14 protein-coding genes are annotated in these 17747 nt (G+C 59.3%); 6 read left to right on the top strand and 8 right to left on the bottom strand.

Features of this window, described 5'->3' with window-relative positions:
- Positions 1-227 precede the first annotated feature (227 nt).
- Positions 228-695: a hypothetical protein gene (locus B5G12_RS08650; protein WP_087324630.1), complete on the top strand. Its 468-nt coding sequence runs from the start codon at positions 228-230 to the stop codon at positions 693-695.
- A 375-nt stretch (positions 696-1070) separates the two neighbouring features.
- Here the strand turns inward: B5G12_RS08650 and B5G12_RS08645 are convergent, their stop codons facing one another.
- From B5G12_RS08645 to B5G12_RS08625, 5 genes are all read right to left on the bottom strand, one after another.
- A complete protein-coding gene (locus B5G12_RS08645) occupies positions 1071-1991 on the bottom strand; it encodes a LacI family DNA-binding transcriptional regulator (protein ID WP_242955985.1) in 921 nt (306 codons plus the stop codon).
- 159 nt (positions 1992-2150) lie between these two features.
- Positions 2151-3629 (bottom strand): glycoside hydrolase family 32 protein, encoded by a 1479-nt coding sequence (locus tag B5G12_RS08640; protein WP_087324629.1) that lies wholly within the window; start codon positions 3627-3629, stop codon positions 2151-2153.
- An 81-nt stretch (positions 3630-3710) separates the two neighbouring features.
- Positions 3711-5378: a twin-arginine translocation signal domain-containing protein gene (locus B5G12_RS08635; RefSeq protein ID WP_087324628.1), complete on the bottom strand. Its 1668-nt coding sequence runs from the start codon at positions 5376-5378 to the stop codon at positions 3711-3713.
- Positions 5379-5428: 50 nt separating this feature from the next.
- Positions 5429-6340 (bottom strand): carbohydrate ABC transporter permease, encoded by a 912-nt coding sequence (locus B5G12_RS08630; protein ID WP_087233555.1) that lies wholly within the window; start codon positions 6338-6340, stop codon positions 5429-5431.
- A 12-nt stretch (positions 6341-6352) separates the two neighbouring features.
- Entirely contained in the window at positions 6353-7225 is an 873-nt protein-coding gene (locus B5G12_RS08625; protein WP_522731432.1) for an ABC transporter permease, read from the bottom strand.
- A gap of 357 nt (positions 7226-7582) precedes the next feature.
- Here B5G12_RS08625 and B5G12_RS08620 point away from each other — a divergent pair, with 357 nt between their 5' ends.
- The 5 genes from B5G12_RS08620 to B5G12_RS08600 all read left to right on the top strand — a co-directional run bounded on the left by B5G12_RS08620 (position 7583) and on the right by B5G12_RS08600 (position 12731).
- Entirely contained in the window at positions 7583-8680 is a 1098-nt protein-coding gene (locus B5G12_RS08620) for a LacI family DNA-binding transcriptional regulator (protein WP_087324626.1), read from the top strand.
- The gene (locus B5G12_RS08615; protein ID WP_087324625.1) at positions 8677-9360 is read left to right on the top strand and encodes a YesL family protein; all 684 of its coding nucleotides are present in this window, start codon (positions 8677-8679) and stop codon (positions 9358-9360) included. The genes B5G12_RS08620 and B5G12_RS08615 overlap by 4 nt, the downstream gene beginning before the upstream one ends.
- Positions 9344-9952, top strand: coding sequence for a hypothetical protein (locus B5G12_RS08610; protein WP_242955984.1), 609 nt, complete (start codon positions 9344-9346; stop codon positions 9950-9952). Before B5G12_RS08615 ends, B5G12_RS08610 begins: the two co-directional genes overlap by 17 nt.
- Positions 9953-9969: 17 nt before the next feature.
- Positions 9970-10902 (top strand): carbohydrate kinase family protein, encoded by a 933-nt coding sequence (locus tag B5G12_RS08605; RefSeq protein ID WP_087324624.1) that lies wholly within the window; start codon positions 9970-9972, stop codon positions 10900-10902.
- Positions 10903-11258: 356 nt separating this feature from the next.
- Entirely contained in the window at positions 11259-12731 is a 1473-nt protein-coding gene (locus B5G12_RS08600) for a recombinase family protein (protein WP_087324623.1), read from the top strand.
- A 462-nt stretch (positions 12732-13193) separates the two neighbouring features.
- Here B5G12_RS08600 and B5G12_RS08595 read toward each other — a convergent pair whose 3' ends face one another.
- The 3 genes from B5G12_RS08595 to B5G12_RS08585 form a co-directional block, all read right to left on the bottom strand.
- Entirely contained in the window at positions 13194-14666 is a 1473-nt protein-coding gene (locus B5G12_RS08595; protein ID WP_087324622.1) for a glycosyl hydrolase family 28 protein, read from the bottom strand.
- Positions 14667-14916: 250 nt separating this feature from the next.
- On the bottom strand, positions 14917-16212 hold the full coding sequence (locus B5G12_RS08590; RefSeq protein WP_087324621.1) for a hypothetical protein: 1296 nt from the start codon (positions 16210-16212) through the stop codon (positions 14917-14919).
- Between the two features lie 2 nt (positions 16213-16214).
- Complete coding sequence (locus B5G12_RS08585) at positions 16215-17714, bottom strand: response regulator (RefSeq protein WP_087324620.1); 1500 nt, start codon at positions 17712-17714, stop codon at positions 16215-16217.
- Positions 17715-17747: the final 33 nt, after the last annotated feature.

Here is a 17747-nt window from a genome sequence, read left to right as displayed (position 1 = left end):
GAAACCAATGAATCAGGAGACATCAGCCTGTTTGCCATCACCAAGCTGGCCGACTTCTATGGCGTGACAACAGATTATCTTCTGGGTCTGGTGGAAAACAAAAAACACCCAGACGCAGCCATTGCGGACCTGCATCTGAGCGATGAAGCGGTAGATGTTCTGAAAAGTGGGAATTAAATAACCGGCTTTTCTGCGAGTTGGTTACCCATCCGGAATTTCCGCGTCTGATGGCAGACATGGAGATTTATGTGGATGGCATGGTGTCCATGCAGATTCGGAACCTGAACGCCCTGCTGGAATCGGTCCGCACCTCGATCGTGGAGAAATACGACCCGAAAGAGGACAACACCCTGCGAACTTTGAAGGCAGCGCAGATCGACGAAGATGAATACTTTGCCCGTGTTGTGAGTAATAACGTAGAGCAAATTTTGATTGACCTCAAACAGCAGCATTCCAAAGATACATCCAGTGCGTCGGCAGATTCTCCTGCAGCTGCATTCAAGGAATCTTTAGAGGAAATCTCACAGGTCAAGGGCAGCAAGGTTGAAAAGCTGATGATGCTGTTCTGTAAGCAGAACCAGATCAATTACAGTAAATTGACCGACAACGAAAAGCACTGGCTGGTGGAAATCTGCAAGAAATCGAACCTGCTCAAAGGTGGGGCCAGCCAAAGAGGAAAACGCGCAAAGAAATAGGACGGCCGCTGCGGCGGGGCTTGTATACCTTTGCTCCGCAGAGGGCGAAAGGCTGGCAGACAGGTGCAGGTTGCACCATCTGCCAGCCTTTGTTCTGCCAGCTTTACTGCCAGAGCGGGGGCCAGGAGGTTGGCCCCACGTCGCCCTCTCCTTCGCAAAGGAATAATAGCCGCAAGCGGCTATTTGGCCCAGATGTGGGCGCAAGCGCCTGTTTGTATTTGCCTGCTTTGGCAGGCATGGCATAACACACTAGACTTTGCAAGCAAAGTCGTGTGCCACGAAACCCCGGCGCGGTTTCTTTGGATTCTTCCGGTTATGATTCTGCCGGCTTATTTTCTCCCGCGCTGTCCTTTGTGGTCCCGCCGGCACGATAGGTTACTGGCAGGCAGACCATGGCCGGCAGGTTGGCACGATCCTGGACGAGCAGCAGATCAACCGCCGCCCGGGCGATCTGCTCAGCAGGTGGACAATGGTGGAACAGGACAGATCTTCACTGTCAAAGCGGTAAATACCGTCAAAACCGATCATTTGGACGTGGGTAGGGACGAGGACTCCTCTGACCCGCAGCCTTTTCTCGATCTCATAGCAGAGACGATCCGTGTTGCAGAAGATACCATCGTAGTCGAAAACGCCGCTGTGCAGGTGAGCGTCCAGAAAAGTGTCGAAAGGCGTGAACCCTTCCTCATTTTGTACGGAGAGAGAATCGAAAGGGACGCTCCGTTCCCGGCAGGTCGCCTCAAAGCCGGCCTGGCGTTTGTCGGGCTCGCCGGCAATAGCTGAACCCAGACGCAAAAAGAGCAGCTTTTGACAGCCCAGTTCCAGCAGTTTTTGGGCGGCCAGCTGCCCACCGCCAAAGTTATCAGAAGCGACACAGGGCACACCGGCTCTAAAATGCCGGTCGATACTGACAAAAGGCAAATCAGGGGCAACCTCCAGATCGGGGTTGTAGGTCAGGGCGATGACCCCATCCACTTTGTTCTGCCGTACCATGTCCAGACACCGCTGTTCCGCCTGCCCGTCGTAGTTGGTGATAGAGACAATGGCCCGGTAATCCCGGCGGGTCAGCTCTTCGATTATGGCATCGGACAGGTAAGCAAAGAAGGGGTTGCGGAGAGTCGGCCAGATGAGAGCGACTGTATTGGTCCGGTTGGTCTTGAAGCTGCGGGCATAACGGTTGACACTGTAGCCCAGTTTGTGGGCAGCGGCCAGCACTTTTTCCCGGTATTCATCCCGGACCGGAAGATTATTGTACACTTTGGAGACGGTGCCAAGGGCCACTCCGGCTTCAGCGGCCACATCTTTCATCGTGGGGGCGGTGTTTCTTTTTGGGGCTATAGGACTGCTCCTTGCAAGGTGAATTCAAAGTGCAAAGCCCTGCCCTGTTTTCATTCCAGAGCAGGGCTTTGCCGCGTGCACGATCTAATGAAGGAAGATGAAGGAGGGGAAACAAGTTGGTTACAGTGCGAGGGAGTATTGCTCGACGGTGATACGGGCCGCGCCGTCGGCGGCAAAGGTGATACGTTCGGCTTCGGGCGGAGTGTAGATGCAGGCCGTCATGGTCTGCTCGCCGCCGTTGATGAACACCTCGATGCTGTTGCGGTCCAGAAGGATGCGGAGGCTGAGCGTATCGCTCTGGCTGCGCACGGTACAGCTGCGAAGGTGTACGATATCCTGATGGAACCCTGCCTGGCTCCGGTCAAGGGTGAGCCGCCGGGTGCGCGGCTCATAGGTAAGGGTGGTAGAGTGGGCACCGTCGGAGGCCAGCTTGATGGTAAAAGCGCGGCACTCCTTGCCCTCGGGAGTGATGGTCACGCGGAGGTCAGCCACCCGGCCGCCAATGCCTTCCAGAGCCGTCTCGCCTTCCATGCGGACATTCTCATGCAGGACACGCGCGCCGTGGGCGGCGTCCAGTTCCCGGACGGGGGTCTGGATGATCCGGCCGTCCCGGATGTGCAGCTCCCGCGGGCAGATGGTCTGCCCGAACCACTTGGCCCCATGGGGCTGATCGCTGATGCCGGACCAGGCTTGCATCCAGGCGGTCATGATCCGGCGGCCGTCGGGCGCCTGGAGGGTCTGGGTGGCATAGAAGTCGATGCCCTCGTCCATCAGCTGGACGTTTTCGCGGACAAAGCGATGGTTCACAGGGTCATAGCTGCCAATCAGGGCGATCACGCAGTGCCCGTTGTGGAACTCGTCCCGGGCCTGCATCTCCATCGGGCCGACCATCAGCACCTGCTTGCCGTCCAGCTCAAAGAAGTCGGGGCACTCCCACATGACGCCGTATTCGCCGCGGCTGGCGTCCAGAATGGTGACATATTCCCAATGGAACCCGTCAGGGCTGTGGAACAACAGTGCTGCGCCGCCTTCCGTTTTGCCCTGCCCGACCAGCACGGCGGAATAGCTGCCGTCCGGCTCCTGCCAGATCTTGGGGTCGCGGAAATCAAAGCGGCTGAAGCCTTCGGGCAGGCAGGTTTCGTCCAGCACGGGATTCTGAGCCAGCTTGACGTAGTCGAGGCCATCTCCGACGGCGACGCTCTGGGTCTGCACATCCCGGGTCTTGCCGTCCGGCTGCTCTTCCCTGCGGACGCTGGTGTAAAGCAGCAGCTGGCGGCCGTCGGGCAGCTGCGCGGCCGAGCCGGAGAAGCAGCCGTCTTTGTCGCTGGGGCTGTCAGGGGCAAGAGCGGCGGGCAGATAGTCCCAGTGCAGCAGGTCGGTGCTGACGGCATGGCCCCAATGCATGGGCCCCCAGATGGTGTCGTAGGGGTAGTATTGATAAAACAGGTGGTAGTTTCCTTGGTAGAACGAGAAGCCGTTGGGGTCGTTCATCCAGCCAATGTAGGGGGTCAGGTGATAGGCGGGACGTTCGGCGGCGGGGATGGCCGCGCCGTGCTGCGCCTCATAGGCGCGGGCTTTTTGTAAGGTCGTGCTGTCCATAGCAGCCTCCTGTGAAAAAATGCTCCGGGCCGAGGCCGCTTGTTCAAGTCGGAGGCCCGGAGGTTCGATTTTGCGCGGGGATCAGGCGTAATAAGCGTCCAGATACTTCTGCATGATGGCCAGGTAGTCAGACAGGCGGTATTCCTCCAGCATACCCAGATATTCCTCCCAGGCGCCGCCGGCCATGCCGTTCATGATCCAGTCGGCCTTGCAGGTGTTCATGTAGGTGGACAGGTCGGTTTCCAGCTCGGAGATGGTATCGGTGTCCTCGTTGCTCATAAAGACGTTGGGGAAAACATAGTCGTTGTGCATCTCGGGGGTGTAGATCTGCTCGATCCAATCCAGACGGTACTGGGCGTCGTCGGGGCAGGTGACATAGACGTCGTAGTAGTCGTTCAGGATGGCCAGAGGCCCGTTGACACTTTCCGCCTCGCGGACCTCGACAGGGGAAGCATCGCCCAGGGGCGCGTGCTTGAGCATCGGCTCGCCGTCGGCGTTGGTGGACATTTCAAAAATGTCAAAGCCGTCGTCCTCGCCGTAGGTGCCCCAGTTGTTCTGGGCCGACTGGATGGGGATGTACATCTGGTCCAGCCAGGCACAGACCAGGGCGGGATTGGCTGCCTTGGCAGTGACCACGCAGCGGCCGCGGTTGAAGCCGCTGGTGAAAGATCCATTGTACGGGGTAATGTTGGTCGTGTCGGCGGCCAGCGGGGGCAGGGGCTCCCAGTCGGTCAGGTTGTCAATGTTGGCCACATCCCAGGTAAAGCAAACGCCATACCGGCCGGATTTGCCCTTGGAGACATAGGTGGACCACTCCTGGGTGAAGCACTCGGGGTCGATCAGGTTTTCGGTGTACAGCTTGTGCAGCCACTGGATGCCGTCCCGGTAGCCCTCCTGCGCGGCGGCGCAGATCACTTTACGGTCGTTGGTGACAGCAATGTGACGGCTCTTGTCCTGGTCGCCATAGCCCTCGCCGAAGCCGTTGATGAGGATGGCGGGGTCCTGGTCGCCGTCGTTGACGATGCAGGACATGGGGATGATGCCGCCCTCGATGCCGAACTCGCTCTGAATGGAGGCGGCGTTGTCCCGGAAGGCGATCAGCACCTGCTCGAACTCGTCCACGGTGTGGGGCATCTCAAGGCCCAGGAAGTTGAGCCACTTGGTGTTGATGAAGGGCATACTGCCGACGGTCTGGATCGCGGTCTTGTCCACACCCAGCTGCTCGATCCAGGGCAGGGCCCAGATGTGGCCCTCGGTGTCGGTGCACATGGTGCGGTACTCGGGGTACTTCTCAAAGACGGCCTGCAGGTTGGGCATACAGGTGTCGATGTATTCCTCCAAGGCGATGACCACCCCCTGCTTGGCGTAGCGGAGCAGGTTGCTGTCCGAGAAATCGGCGGTAAAAACAAAGTCGGTCAGGGTGTTGGGGTTGGACATATTCAGGCTGATCTTGTCGCCCCACTGGTCGGACTGGATGGCGGTCCACTCGATGTGGACGTTGGTGGATTCTTCCAGCCGCTTGAAAATGGTGCGGTTGTTAGGTTCCGATTCGCTGCCTGCGGGGTAGCTGGTGGTGCCGGTCAGAGTGACAGTCTCGGCCAGAGGAAACTCGACGGGGCCGTCCACCACGACGGCCGCAGCCGCTTCATCGTTGGCAGAGCTCTTGCCGCCGCAGGCGCTCAGAGCCATGGCGGAGCCGGCCAGGGCAGCTGCTTTGAGGAAGTTGCGGCGGGAAATCATCTTTTTCATGGCGTTTTCTCCTTTTTCTTCTTGGTTTGTGTTCTGCAGGGATGCGGGCGTCAGCCCTTGATGGAACCGGCCATGATGCCGGCGTCGAAGTACTTCTGGAAGAAGGGGTACATGACGATCAAGGGCAGGCTGGAAATGATGATGGTGGCATATTTGAGCAGCTCGGCCAGCTGGGCGCGCTCGGCGGTGCTCTGGATGTCGGCGATCATGCCGGACTCGGGCTGGCTCTGGATCAGGATGGAGCGCAGCACCAGCTGCAGGGGCTGCTTGGCGGTGTCGTTCAGGTAGATCATGGCGTCAAAGTAGCTGTTCCACATGGCGACGAACTGCCACAGGGCCAGCACCGCCACCAGAGGCATACAAATGGGCACCAGGATCTTGAAGAAGAAGGTCATCTCGCTGGCGCCGTCCACATCGGAGGCCTCCCGCAGCTCGCGGGGGACGCCCTGGTAGTAGGTGCGGGCGATGATCATGTTCCAGACGCTGAACGCGCCGGGCAGGATGACGGCCCACATCGAATCCAGCAGGCCCAGGTTGTTGATGAGCAGGTAGGTGGGGATCAGGCCGCCGCCGAAGAACATGGTGATGACAAAGAGGGTGTTGAAGATCTTTTTGCCGCGGAAATCGGGCAGGGACATGGGGTAGGCCGCCAGCATGGTGACCACCACCGAGATGACGGTAAAGAGCACCGAGTAGAGGACGGCGTTTTTGAAGCCGGTCCAGATCTGGGCGTCGGTGGCCACGCGCTCGTAGGCGGTCAGGGTCCATTTGCTGAAATCAAAGGTGATGCCCTGGTTTTGAAGGGTGACGGGGTCCATGAACGATGCAATGACGATGTACACCACCGGGACCACGATAGCGACCACGAACAGGGCCAGCAGGACATAGCCGATGAACAGGATCGCTTTATCCTGCCGGGTATAGATCGCGAGCCGGCCGCTCTTTTTAGCTTTCGCTGCCATGACTGTGCCTCCTTATAATCCCTTGCCGTCGTTCATCTTGGCGACGATCTTGTTCACGGCTATCAGCAGGATGACGTTGACCACCGTGTTGAACAGGCCGACTGCCGTCGAGAAACTGTAGTCGCCGTCGATCAGGCCGCGCTTGTACACATAGGTGGCGATGATCTCGGAGGTCTGCATATTCAGGTCGGTCTGGAGGGCGTAGGCTTTTTCAAAGCCGATGCTCATGATGTTGCCGGCCTGGAGGATGAACTGGATGACCACCATATCCTTGATGGCGGGCCACTCGACCGTCATGATCTGCTGCAGCAGGTTTGCGCCGTCGATCATGGCCGCTTCCTTCAGGTCCTTGCTGGCATTGGAGAGGGAGGCCGTGTACATGATGGAGGACCAGCCTGCGCCCTGCCAGATGCCGCTGATGATGTAGATGGGGCGGAAGGCCTCGGGGATGGTCATAAAGTTGATGCTGGTGTGCAGCAGCCCGTTCAGCGGGCCGGTGACCGACAGAAGGACGCGGACCATACCGCAGAGGACGATGACCGAGATGAAGTTGGGCATATACAGCACCAGCTGGATCTTCTGTTTGATTTTTTTGCTCTCGATGCGGTTGAGCAGGAAAGCCAGAATGATGGGAACGGGGAAGCCCCACAGCAGGCCGTAGACGCTCAGCTTGAGGGTGTTGACAAGGTAGCGCTGGAAATCCGGCGAGGACATGAAGCGCTGGAAGTGTTCGAGACCGACCCACTCGCTGCCCAGGATGCCCTGGAAGGGGTTATAATCCTGGAAAGCGATCAGGATGCCGCCCATCGGCATGTACTTGAAAATCAGGGTCAGCACCACAGCCGGCAGAATGAAGATCAGATACAGCTGCCAGTGCCGCGCCATATAGACGCCCGTATTGTGCACACGCTGGCTGGCCGAGACTGCTACCGTCCCGGATCGGGATGCTTTCATGTAGATTCCTCCTTTTTCTATACAATGTCACTTTCGATTTTACATTTGCACTATCACCGGAGATTAAATCCCTTAAGACTGTTTCAAATGTAAAATCCTTACGCTCTTTTTATACCACGCCGTATGGCAAAAGTCAACATTATTTCGCCCGCCCGACAGTATATTTCGGTGAGTTTGTATGATTGCACAAAAACCGGTGTGTGCAAATGTGCAAACCGATGTTTTTGCGTTTGCACATTTGACTAATGTGTGCATTTGCACTATACTATAAGCAAAGGAGGGATTCCGATGGCAACCCGAGTAACCATCCAAGACATCGCCAACGAGCTGCAGCTCTCGCGCAGCACAGTATCGAAGGCTATCAACAACACCGGCGTTCTGGCTGATGCCACCCGCGAGAAGATTTTGCGCAAGGCTGCCGAGATGGGCTACAAGCAGTTCGCCTACTTGCCCCTGTTCCAGCCGGAAAGCGCAGCGGCCCCGGCGGACGCCCCAACAAATGCGCCGGCCGAGGCGGAAGCCCAGCCTGGCGGCAAGCGGGAGATCGCCATGATGACCACCTGCTTTTTAAGCAATTCCCACTTTTCTTCCATGATGCTGGACCGCTTCCAGTCCGAGATCCACCACCTGCACTACTGCATGACCATCTACCGCATCTCCCCGGAGGAGCTGCGCCAGCGCCGCCTGCCCTCTGCCTTTGACCCCGAGCGCACTGCCGGTATCATCTGCTTCGAGGTGTTCGATTATGAATACGCCCAGATGCTCTGCGAGCAGGGCATCCCGTTGCTGTTTGTGGACTCCCCGGTGACCGAGCTGAAAGCGCCCCTGAAAGCGGACCTTTTATATATGGACAACCATGTGGAGATCCAGCATTTCATCCAGATCATGCACCAGCGCGGCAAGGACCGCATCGGCTTTATCGGCGAGATCCAGCACTGCCAGTCCTTTTTCGAGCGGTACGCCGCCTATGCCAGTGCCATGACCCAGTTGGGGTTGGCTGACAGCTTGCAATACTGCGCGCTGGAGGGCCTTTCGCCTGCATATTTTGAAGATGCGCTGCGAGCCATGCTGAAAACCCACGGGTTACCGGATGTTTTTATCTGTGCCAATGACTTTGTAGCCATTGATGCCATCCGAGCCCTGCGCAACCTTGGAGTCTCCGTGCCGGAAGACATCTGGATCTGCGGCTTTGACGACAGCCAGGAGGCTTCGGTCATGACGCCGCGGCTGACTTCCATCCATATCCACGGGCAGATCATGGGCTTTACTGCCGCCGACCTGCTGATGACCCGCATCAAGGAACCCTCGCTGAATTACCGGACCGTCTACACTGAGACCAACCTGATCCTGCGGGAATCCACGGGAGACCATGAGGCAAAAGTATGAGCAACCTGATCGATCCTGACCGCCCGCTGATGGCCTTTATCACCAAAATGGCCTACAGCGCCTACCTGAACATTTTATGGCTGATCTGCTGCCTGCCCATTGTCACCATCGGTGCGTCCACTACCGCCCTGTTCTACGTCACCTTAAAGATGGCAGAGGATCGGGACGACGGCTTGACCGGGATGTTTTTCCGGGCTTTCCGGCAGAACTTTCTGCCAGCCACCAAACTCTGGCTGGTTTTATTGGGCACAGGGGCGTTTCTGGCAATGGACGGCTATATCGTCTGGCATATCTGGAGCCAGAGCATATTCTGGACGCTCGTCGCCGCTTTGCTCATCGTGGCGGCCATTGTCTACGCGGTGGTTCTGCTGTATGCGTTCCCCCTGCTGGCGCGGTTCGAGAACACGACCTTCGGCATTCTCAAAACTGCCCTGCTGGTGGGGCTGCGCTACCTTGTCTGCACGCTGCTGATGGCCGGCATCTATTTTTTGATGGGCTGGGTGGTGGTCAACCTCTTTACCCCCGCCTTCCTGCTGGGGTTTGGCTGCTGCGCAATGCTCTGTTCTTTCCTGCTGGTCAACATCATCCACGCCATTGGCGGCGACCCGGATGCTGCGCTTGCAGCCCAAGACGCTGAGAGCAAAGAGGATGGAGAAAACCAAAATGCCGCGGATGAATGAGCGGGCCCGGCAGGACTGGGCCACCCTGCGCAGCCTCCATGGCAAAAAGAGGCTGGAGCATATCTGGAGCTACTATAAGCTGCCCATCGTCATTGCGCTGATCCTGCTTTATATGGCAGGTTATGCCGTCTACCGGCAGGCCACCAAAAAGGAGGACGTACTTTATCTGGCGCTGGTCAACATCGCGCCGGGCGACACCCTGACCGAACAGCTGACCGCCGGTTTTGCCAGGGACCAGGGCCTGACCGGCAAACAACAGGTGTATCTCTACAGCGGCCTGCTGCTCTCGGAGAGCGAGGGCGCGGATGAAGAATATGTTTATGCCTCCGAAATGCGGATCGTGTCGGCCGTCACCGCCCAGCGGCTGGACGTTGTCCTGATGGACGCCGAAGCGCGGGACGCTTTTGCCGCCCAGGGCTATCTTGCGGACCTGAGCAGCCTGATACCCGGCCTTGCGTGCCAATGGTTGGACATCTCCCAAACGCCGCTGATCCGTCAGGCCGGCTTCCCCGAGGCAGTCTATCTGGGGGTGCTGGCCAACGCGCCCCACCCCGAGCGCGCCGCCGCTTATATCGACTATCTGCTCACATAAGAAAGGAAGGACCGTCCATGGATATTTTGGCAATCGGTGAAATTTTGATCGACCTGACCCAGACCGGTACCGGCGAAAACGGGATCCCCCAGTTTGCGGCCAACCCCGGCGGTGCCCCCGCAAATCTGGCGGTGGCAGCCGCCAGGCTGGGCGCACAGACCGCCTTTATCGGCAAGGTAGGTGCCGACGGCTTTGGCAGTTACCTGACCAGCGTGCTGAAGCAGAACGGGGTGGACGCTTCCCACGTGGCAGTTGACCCCGAGGACCCTACCACCATAGCGGTGGTTTCGGTGGACGCCTCCGGCGAGCGAAGCTTCAGCTTTTACCGCAAAGCGAACGCCGACGTCAAGCTCACCGCCGGCGATATCCCCGACAGCGCCCTGCAGCGCGCCAGGTTTGTCCATTTTGGCTCGGTCAGCCTGACCGCCGATCCGTCCCGCAGCGCCACTCTGGATGCGGTGCGCCGTGCCAGGGCAATGGGCAAGGTCATCACCTATGATCCCAATTATCGCGCCAACCTCTGGCCGGATGCGGCTGCCGCCGTCGCACAGATGAAAGCCCCACTGAAACTTGTGGACATCCTCAAAGTCTCGGATGAGGAGCTGCCTTTGCTGACGGGCACCACCGACTACGAGACCGGCACCGCCCTTTTGGCCGAACAGGGCATCCGGCTGGTCTTTGTCACCCTTGGCCCAGATGGCGTATTTTACCGCATGGGCGGCCAGACCGGACGTGTTGCCGGCGTTCCCTGCACCGTCGGGGATACCAACGGCGCGGGCGACACTTTCTTCGGCGCAGCCCTCTCCAAACTCTGCAAAGAGGACCTTGACGCCCTGACCCCTGAAAAACTGGAAGCCATCCTGGCCTTTGCCAACAAAGCCGCCAGCCTCACCACCAGCCGGCACGGAGCGATCCCTGCCATGCCTACCCTGGCGGAGGTTGAAGGCTGAAATTCAGGTACATAACTTGCCCGCAGGAAAGCCACACGGACTTGCCGCGGGCAGTTTGTACTTTCTGGGGTGTTACGCTGTACAGCCTATAAGGAAGCAGGGTTTGGGGAAGGCACTCCCCAACAAGTACGACCGGAATGTGAGACGCAATTTCAATTTTTGAAATTGTGGCCACAGGTCGATACTTGCTTATCGCTTTTTTCAAAACTTTTCCCTCTCTGGCTTTCAAAAAGCGCCGCGACTTTTTCTGATATACCAACTATTTGCAGCGAAATACTTGCCTTGTCTCGCAAAATATGGTATACACGTTATACGAAAGTTTGACGCTTCACGTTCAACCGAAGGGAGGCCCCGCCATGACCGCCGTCATCTACGCCCGCTATTCCTCCGACAGCCAGCGCGAAGCCTCCATTGAAGGCCAGCTGCGGGACTGCAAAGACTATGCCGAGCGCAACGGCATCGCAATCGTGGGCACTTACATCGACCGGGCTTACTCTGCCAAGACCGATGACCGCCCCGAATTTCAGCGAATGGTTCAGGACAGCGCCAAAAAGATTTTCGATGCGGTCCTGGTTTGGAAACTGGACCGCTTTGCCCGCAACCGTTACGATGCAGTTTACTACAAACGTCAGCTCGAAAAGAACAACGTCCATCTCGTCTCAGTCATGGAGCCAATTTCGGACGGCCCTGAGGGCATCATGGTCGAGAGCCTGCTCATCGGCATGGCCGAATATTATTCGGCGGAGTTGGCTATCAAGGTGGCCCGCGGCGAACGGGAAAACGCCCTCAAATGCAAGTACAACGGCGGCGTGGTGCCGCTGGGCTACGTCATTGGAAAAGAGGATCGGCTCTATCATGTTGATCCCGAAACAGCTCCCATTGTGCAGGAGATCTTCACCCGCTACGCCGACGGAGAACCAGCCGAAAAAATATCAGCATCCCTGAACGAGCGGGGCCTGCGCACCCGCACCGGGAAACCCTTCGTCAAAAACAGCTTCTTTCAGATCTTCAAGAATCGCCGCTACATTGGGGAGTACAGCTACAAGGACATTGTGATCCCCGGTGGCGTGCCCGCCATTGTGGACCAGGCGCTGTTCGACCGGGTGCAGGAACGCTTCGCCAAAAACAAGATCACCCATGGCCGCCCGGCCAAAGATGAGGTCAACTACCTCCTGACCACTAAACTGTTCTGCGGTAAATGCGGCACCCTGATGGCCGGCGAAAGTGGCACCAGCCACATGGGAACCACTTATCACTACTATAAGTGCGGAAAGGCCAAACGCAAGGGACAGGCGCATTGCAGCCTTAAAGCGATCCGCAAGGAACCTTTGGAGCGCTTTGTGGTGGATACGGCGGTCAAATTGGTTTTGAACGATCCGGTCATCGAACACCTGACCGATTTGATTTTGGAAGCTCAGGGCCGGGAAAATACCCACCTTCCAGTCCTGAAAGAACAGCTCCGGGACACAGAAAAGCGCCTGTCCAACCTGCTGGAGGCTATTGAGCAGGGCATCCTGACGCCCACCACCAAGCAGCGCCTGGACGAACTGGAAGCCCGTCAGGACACCCTCAAGGCCAACATCTTGGAAGAAGAACTGCAGAGGCCGACTCTGAGCCGGGAACAGATCCTGTTCTGGTTTGAGCGGTTCCGGCAGGGAAATGCAAACAGCCCTGTGTACCAGCGGCAGATCATCGACAACTTCGTCAACTCGGGCTATATCTTTGAGGACCGGGTTGTGCTGAACTTCAACTTCAAAGAGAATGCCAAGACCGTCCCCCTTCGTGAGGTTTTGGGTTCGAGCGCTGATGGGAATGGTCCACCAAAATAAAAACCCGAGGCCATAGGCCCCGGGTTTTTCAGACTGTCAAAAAAGTCCCGTCCAGCTGACATGTGCGGATGGACGGGACACATACAGGGAAATTTGGCGTTGAGAGTGTGCGAGCCGCTTTGCGGCGAGTGCGCGGTTCAGCGCCAAATTTTGTCCCCAGGGACTGCGAAGCTGAGGCGCGTCCTGCGGACGAAACAGCCGAAGCGGAGCAGGGGCAGCGGTCTGCCTTTTGCAAGCCCGCTGCGACGGGCGCAGCAAAAGCAGGGAACCGCAACCACCAGGGGGAAGGAATTTCTGTCCCGCGACTGCGGGCAGAAATGGGTTCCCCCTGGAGCGTGTCGTTTTTCGACACGCTGCAAAACCCGAGGCCGCAGGCCCCGGGTTTTTATTTTGCGCATGTGCAAGCAGGTGTTTTTCAGCCTTCGGGCGGACGGCTCCTGCTGTCCTGTTCCCTTCCCGGCATCAGGTGCACTCGATCTGTTCCAGGCTGACCGCCCTGCAATGCTGCAGCCGGATGTTTTGGGGGTCGTTCCCGGGCAGCTTGAGCTGCCGGAGGGTGACGTTCTGCAGCTCATAGCCCGGCACATCAAAACCGGACAGCTCCACCGGGGCACAGGGTTTGATGCTCCCGTCTCCGTCCACGTCCTGATACCGGCCGGTGAGGGTCAGCTCCTCGAACAGGAAATCCCGGAACACAGGGGGCCGGGGCCCCGGTTCACCATCGTCGTTGTAGCCCACCTGGCAGACCATCACACGGGGCAGAGCACACCGGCGCACCGTCAGTCCCTGCACGCCGCCGCCCCGTTTTGCGGTGCCCTTGACCAGCAGCCCGCACTGGGAGTTCGTCAAATCGCAGTCCCAGACGGCCACGTCTTCGATGCCGCCGCTGATCTCACTGCCGATGCAGACGCCGTGGCCGAAGGCGCTGCGGCAGTCGAACACCCGCACCCGGCGGGTGGGGCGGCCGATCCGGTTGCCCTCGGGGTTTTTGCCGGACTTGATGGCCACCGAGTCATCCTGGGTGTAAAAGGTACAGCCGAACAGGGCGCAGTTTTCGCTGGAATCCGGGTCCCAGCCGTCCCCGTTCCAGATGCCCTCTGAGCGGAAGGTACAGTGATCGGTGACGATATTCCGGCTGTAAATCATATGGACATTCCAGCTGGCCCCGTCCGCCAGGGTGAGGCCGCTGATGCGCACATCCTCGCAGTTGCTCAGGTTGATCAGCCGGCCCCGCACCCGCCCCGGGATGGTGTTCTCGTTTTCACAGGTCCTGACCAGATCGGCCATGGCGGCCCATTCCTCCTTGAGGCGCTCCCGCTCCGACTGGATGGTACCCCACGCCAGCGGATAGCCGCCGCCCCGGATGGTCCCTTTGCCGTGGATCCGTACCCGCTTGCAGTTGGGCCCTGCGGTGTGGTCCAGATGCCCAAAGTTCAGCAGGCTCTGGTAGCACTCCATTTCGATGCCCTCAAACCGGCTGGGGATACGGGGCAGGTAGTCCTCCGGGCAGCCGGAGCCCTGCAGCACCGCTCCTTCCTCCAGATAGATCTCGGTGTCCCCATGGCCTGTCAGCCCTCCGGTCAGGTAGACCCCCGCCGGAAAATAGATCACCTGGTCGGGGCCGCAGTCGTCCAAAGCCCGCTGCAGCGCCGCCCGGTTCATGGTCTTGCCGTCCCCCATCGCAAAGTAAGGGGCGGCGGTCACATCCAGACGTCGTTTGGGCTGCGGGGTGGAAAACCGCACCTCCCCCACAGACTTCACCTGTACTCGATAGTCGGCGCCGGGGACGAGGTCCTCCAGGGTCACATGGGTGCAGCGGACGGTGCAGCAGGGCCTGCCGTCCAGCCATACTTCATACAGGGCTGGGGGCTGGGCAGGCAGCTCCCACCAAAGGGTGACACTGTTTGGCGTAGTGAGCAGATGGATCTCGGACATAGCGGCCTCCTAACCGTTTTGTGTGTTGTTTTCCGCTCCAGTATACCAGAGCGCTGCGGCGCTGCCTAGGGTGTATCTGAAAACTCTCCAATACTGTTCTATTCTACCAAAAAACACCATCTGCCGCGTTGCATTCGCTTGCATTCCATGGAGGAGTGCAGCGCTCATGCGCCTTGCATCTGGCGTTTTTTGGCGAATATCTCAGCATGTTTGACTTCTCAGATACACCCTAGTGTTTTGGGCAAACGGGTCAAAACGTCTCCTTCACCCCCAGGCCATAGGGCACCGGACGGACCCCATAGCGGTTGGCCAGACTGCCGGTGACGGTCAGCCGCAGGCGGTTCGCCCCGGGGCGGGCCAGCCCGGCCAGCTCAAAGCTGCAGGGGGACCAGAAAGCGGCCCCCGCATCCTGCCCGTTGACCGTCAGTTCGCACATTTCCTCTGCCTGGACCGGCAGCCGGATGCTGTCCCAGTTCGACGCATCCGGCGGCAGGACGCATTCCGCCTCATAGACCTTTTGGACCGCTTCGGGCCGCTGCTCCACCAGACGAAACGCAGCCGGCTCCAGCCAGAGGACCCGGGGCTGCAAAGGCAGCGCCTCCCAGTCTGCCGCGCCGCAGGCAAAGACCAGCAGGCTGCTCCGCCGGGGCAGGCGGACGGGGCAGCGCTCCCCCCGGAACAGGGCGGCCAGGTCTGCAAGCACCCCGCCAGCCGCAGTGAACTCCTTTTCAAGACCCGGCGTCCAGGCGAAGGGGGTGCGGGGATCGCGCCCCATGATGCTGGGCTCATCGGTAAAGAACGCGATGATGGTCCCGCCGAACCAGGGTTTCAGCCGCCGGTAATAGGCCTCATGGGTCAGGCGGATAAAAAGATCCACCGCGTCGGGGTTCAGCAGGTCGGTGCTGGGTGGGGCGCCCGGCTCCCCGTCGTCCTCCCCGAAATGGATGCTCCGTATGGTGCCCCGGGTAAAGCGGGATACCAGCACCCCTTCCGGCGTGGCGGCCAGCACCTGGTCCCCCTCCTCCGGCTGCGGCACCCAATCGATGCCCCGGGAGGCAAAGGCGGGGTTGGCCGCCACCACCTGCCCGCAGACAGAGCCCGAGGGATACATCCCCTCGTCGTAGAGGATCACCTGCATCCCCAGGCGCTCGGCCTCCCGGACGGCCCATTCGATGGCCTGGAAAAACGCCTCCGACAGATACCCCATCTCCTGCGGCAGGCCGATGCGGGGGCGCAGCTCCACCTTTTCCTCGGAGGCCAGAGGCTCTGTGCTGGGCTGGTCAAAGTAGCGGTAGAAAAACAGCATATCCTCCTGGTGGGAAAACACCGAGATATAGAGCGACCAAAAATCGTCCACCAGATTCTCATATTCCGAGGCCACCCGCTGCAGCCGCAGGTCCAGTTCCTGCAGCAGGGCGCTGCGCCGCTGCTGGTAGGCATAGCTGCAGGCGATCAGCCCGATCATGCAGGTGACGGCGAACAGCAGCCACAGCATCCACCGCAGCCCAAACTGGGCGCCCAGGGTCTTCTGTACCCGTTCTTTCACCCTCATTCCTCCTTGCCGATGCGGTACTTGGCGGGCGATACCCCTTTGCTCTCACGGAAGCACCGCACAAAATAGCTGGTGGAGGCGAACCCCACCTGGCTGGCCACATCCTTGATCTTGCAGCCCGGGTTTTTGAGCAGGACCACCGACCGGTTGATCCGGCACTGCATCAGATAGCTGTTGAAAAAGTTGCCCGTCTCATCCTTGAACAGATGCCCCAGATAGGCGGGGTTGACCCCGCTTTTGGAGCTGAACTCCTTGATCGAGCCTCCGTCCCCGTTGCGCACGCTGTCGTGGATATAGCGGATGGCCAGCCGGACGATGGGGCTCAGGACATCCAGCCGCTTTTCAAAGTCCTCCTTCATCCACTCCAGGGCGCCGGCCAGCAGATGCACCGCTTCTTCGCCGGCCACCTCCCAGCTGCGCTGGGTGAACCGTTCCTGCAGCTGTTCCTGCAGGTTCTCCGCCCCCGGGAACTCGCTGGTCAGGACCCGCAGATAGGCATAGACCATATGGTGCAGGCAGTCCCTGGCCTCTTTGTAGGGCACGCTCCAGTACAGCTGGGCCGCTATGGTATGGCTGTCTTTGGCATCGGCAGTCCCATAGCAGAAGCTGCGCACCTCCTCCACCAGCTGTTCCGCGTCCATCGAGCGGCTGTCCGCATGGATCCCCAGGATCACATCGGTCTGGGTCAGGTCTGCCAGCTCTGCCATATCGCACACCAGGGAGTAGCTCAGATGGAGCGCCTGGGGATCGGTCACCGGGGCGCCCACGGCGGCCACCACCTGCCGGGACGCCCCCTCCTGCTGCGCCAGCACCCGCAGCTTCTGCTCCAGCTCTGCCCGGTCCAGCGCCCGGCCGCCCAGGATCATGACAAAGATCCCCTTCTCGTTCCAGCAGTGGTATACCTCATACTGCCGGGCCAGCTGTTCCAGACAGGCCGCCCGGAACGCGGCGCTGCTGCTCTCCCGGCTGCGCCGGAGCACGCCGATCGCACAATACTGAGGCAGATAGAGGTTGAGCCCCAGCACACCGGCCCGCTCGCTCAGCTCCTCCCCCGAGATCGAGCCGGACAGCCAGCGGTGGAGGATGTTTTCGTACAGCAAATTTTTGCCGTTGTCCCGGTGGCTGTAGAGGTTAGCCATGGCGTTCTGCACCGTGCTTTCCAGCTCTTCCTTCTGGACCGGCTTGAGCAGATAGTTTTCCACTCCCAGACGGATGGCCTCTTTGGCGTAGTCAAATTCACTGTACGCCGTCAGCAGGATGCAGCGGGTATAGGGGTACGCCTGGCGGACGATCCGGATCAGTTCCAGCCCGCCCATATGGGGCATCTTGATGTCCGTGATCAGAAGATGGAATGTCTCCTGTTCCATGGCTTTCAGCGCCTGTGTCCCATCCGACGCTGTCACCGGCATATCCACGCCCAGCGCCTGCCAGTCGATGCTGGTCTTCAGCACCTTCAGCACGCTCTCCTCATCGTCCACCAGCAGGACCCGATACATAAAAATTCCCTCCGTCTCGTTCTTTCCGGGTTG

The sequence above is a fragment of the Faecalibacterium sp. An58 genome (genome assembly GCF_002161515.1).
In the GTDB taxonomy this organism is placed as follows: Bacteria; Bacillota; Clostridia; order Oscillospirales; family Ruminococcaceae; genus Faecalibacterium; species Faecalibacterium avium.
Note: the sequence above shows the minus strand (reverse complement) of the source record. Positions and strands in the feature narration are given on the sequence as shown.